This window comes from Spirochaeta cellobiosiphila DSM 17781, from assembly GCF_000426705.1.
GTDB classification, from domain to species: domain Bacteria; phylum Spirochaetota; class Spirochaetia; order DSM-17781; family DSM-17781; genus Spirochaeta_E; species Spirochaeta_E cellobiosiphila.
In genome coordinates this window covers 1-3,190 of sequence record NZ_AUFW01000032.1, presented here as the reverse complement: position 1 = coordinate 3,190, position 3,190 = coordinate 1, and the positions used below count along the sequence as shown (strand labels likewise).

Annotated in this window: 2 rRNA genes; both read left to right on the top strand. The window is 48.5% G+C overall.

The features are described from left to right. Positions 1–49 precede the first annotated feature (49 nt). Positions 50–2,973, top strand: a 23S ribosomal RNA gene (locus tag K345_RS0106660). Between the two features lie 97 nt (positions 2,974–3,070). Further along, positions 3,071–3,181: ribosomal RNA gene (gene rrf / locus K345_RS0106655) — 5S ribosomal RNA — on the top strand. The last annotated feature ends 9 nt before the right edge of the window (positions 3,182–3,190 follow it).

The following is a 3,190-nucleotide window of genomic DNA, read 5'->3' as shown; positions in this document are numbered from 1 at the left end:
AAAAATAGTTCTTTTGACATGTAAATAGGGAAGGGATAAGAGATAATATGGTCAAGCGAGAAAGGGTCCATGGTGGATGCCTTGGAGCTATCCGGCGAAGAAGGACGTGGTAAGCTGCGAAAAGCGTTGGTGAGGAGCAAACATCCTATGATCCAGCGATGTCCGAATGGGGTAACCCACATATTAGATAATATGTATGGTATGGTGAACACATAGTCATATCAGGCGAGACCCAGGGAACTGAACCATCTAAGTACCTGGAGGAAAAGAAATCAAACGAGATTCCCTTAGTAGCGGCGAGCGAAGCGGGAAGAGTCCAAACCTAATTAGTTTCGGCTAATTAGGGGTTGTAGGGCGCATGACATGTGATTCATGGAGATTAGCAGAAAGGTTTTGGAAAAGCCTACCAAAGAAGGTGAAAGTCCTGTAAGCGAAAATTGAAGTGACGCTAATGCGTACCTGAGTACGGCGGGACACGAGTAATCCTGTTGGAAACTGGGGGGCCCACCCTCCAAGACTAAATACGAGATAGCTACCGATAGTGAACGAGTACCGTGAGGGAAGTGGTGAAAAGCACCCCGGGAGGGGAGTGAAATAGAACCTGAAACCGTGGACCTACAAGCGGTCAAAGCCTCCTTGAGAGGTGATGGCGTGCCTTTTGTAGAATGAGCCTGCGAGTTATCCTATGTAGCAAGGTTAAGTGATAGAAGTCATGGAGCCGAAGAGAAATCGAGTCTGAATAGGGCGAGTTAGTTACATGGGATAGACCCGAAGCCGGGTGATCTATCCATGGTCAGGTTGAAGCTTGGGTAAAACCAAGTGGAGGACCGAACCCTAGTCTGTTGAAAAAGGCAGGGATGAACTGTGGATCGGAGTGAAAGGCTAATCAAACCCGGAGATAGCTGGTACTCCTCGAAATAGCTTTAGGGCTAGCCTCATATGGTTTCTTACGGAGGTAAAGCACTGATTAGGCTAGGGCCTGTCACAGGGTACCAAACTTAGTCAAACTCTGAATGCCGTAAGACAAAATATGGGAGTCAGACTGTGTGAGATAATTTTCATAGTCAAGAGGGAAAGAACCCAGACCGTCAGCTAAGGTCCCCAATCTATGCTAAGTGGAAAAGGAAGTGTGATGGCAAAGACAGCCAGGAGGTTGGCTTAGAAGCAGCCACTCCTTTAAAGAGTGCGTAATAGCTCACTGGTCGAGTCGTCATGCGCTGACAATGTAACGGGGCTAAGCATAGAACCGAAGCTACGGCTCATTAGTTTACTAATGGGGGTAGAGGAGCATTCTGTAGGGAGTCGAAGCAGTACCGAAAGGTATTGTGGATCTATCAGAAGAGAGAATGCAGGCATGAGTAACGAAAAGCTAGGTGAGATCCCTAGCCGCCGAAAGCCTAAGGTTTCCTGGGTGAAGGTAATCTTCCCAGGGTTAGTCGGCCCCTAAGGCGAGGCTGAAAAGCGTAGTCGATGGGAAACTGGTTAATATTCCAGTACCTCTATATTTAGAGAAGCAGTGACGCATAAGGAGAAACACTACCGGGCGATGGTCGTCCCGGTCTAAATGGTAAGATGTTGATTTAGGTAGGAAAGTCCGCCTGAAGAGTTGAGCCATGAAGGGGAGTGGACCTACGGGAAAGCGAAGAGTGCGTATTCATGGTGCCGAGAAATAGCTGCTATCGTTAATAAGTATAGGGACCGTACCGCAAACCGACACAGGTAGGCGGGATGAGTATTCTAAGGCGTACGGGAGAACTCGCGTTAAGGAACTCGGCAAAATACACACGTAACTTCGGGAGAAGTGTGGCCCTCTAGGGGGTAGCATAAACGAGGCTCAAGCGACTGTTTACCAAAAACACAGGTCTATGCGAATCTGCAAAGAGAAGTATATGGACTGACACCTGCCCGGTGCCGGAAGGTTAAGAGGAGCTGTTAGAGTAATCGAAGCAGTGAATTGAAGCCCCGGTAAACGGCGGCCGTAACTATAACGGTCCTAAGGTAGCGAAATTCCTTGTCGGGTAAGTTCCGACCCGCACGAATGGTGTAACGACTTGAGCGCTGTCTCAACGCGAGACCCGGTGAAATTGAAGTATCGGTGAAGATGCCGATTACCTGTGGTTAGACGGAAAGACCCCGTGAACCTTTACTGCAGCCTGATATTGAAACTTGGCTTATCATGTGTAGGATAGGTGGGAGACTGAGATCCATGCACGCTAGTGTGTGAGGAGTCGTTGGTGAAATACCACCCTTGATAGGTTAGGTTTCTAACAGTTGCCGTTATCCGGTAACTGGACAATGTCTGGTGGGCGGTTTGACTGGGGCGGTCGCCTCCTAAAGCGTAACGGAGGCGCGCGAAGGTTACCTTGCGGTGGTTGGAAATCATCGTGTAAGTGTAAAGGCATAAGGTAGCCTGACTGCGAGAGGGACACTTCGAGCAGGTACGAAAGTAGGTCTTAGTGATCTGGCGGTAGCGAGTGGAAGCGCCGTCACTTAACGGATAAAAGGTACTCCGGGGATAACAGGCTGATCCTGCCCAAGAGTTCACATCGACGGCAGGGTTTGGCACCTCGATGTCGGCTCATCGCATCCTGGGGCTGGAGCAGGTCCCAAGGGTATGGCTGTTCGCCATTTAAAGCGGTACGCGAGCTGGGTTCAGAACGTCGCGAGACAGTTCGGTCCCTATCTGCCACAGGCGTTGGATGTTTGAGAGGATCTATCTTTAGTACGAGAGGACCGAGATGGACAAACCTCTAGTGTATCAGTTATTCTGCCAAGAGTAATTGCTGAGTAGCTATGTTTGGAAGGGATAACCGCTGAAGGCATCTAAGCGGGAAGCCCACCTCAAGATGAGACATCCCTGAATCTTAAAGATTCCTAAAGACACCTGAGAGAATATCAGGTTGATAGGCTGGGTGTATACGCATGGTAACATGTTTAGCATACCAGTACTAATTTGTCGTGAGGCTTGACCATATTATTTGTTATCCCTTAAAAAACATGTCTTAAAAGAGAACTTTTAAAGAGGATACTATTTCATTGACTTAGTATCTTGTTTTGAAGAATATTATTGTCTGGTGACCATAGAGAAGGGGATCCACCCGTTCCCATTCCGAACACGGAAGTTAAGCCCTTCATCGCCGATGGTACTGCCGCAAGGTGGGAGAGTAGGTCGTCGCCAGACTTTCTTTTT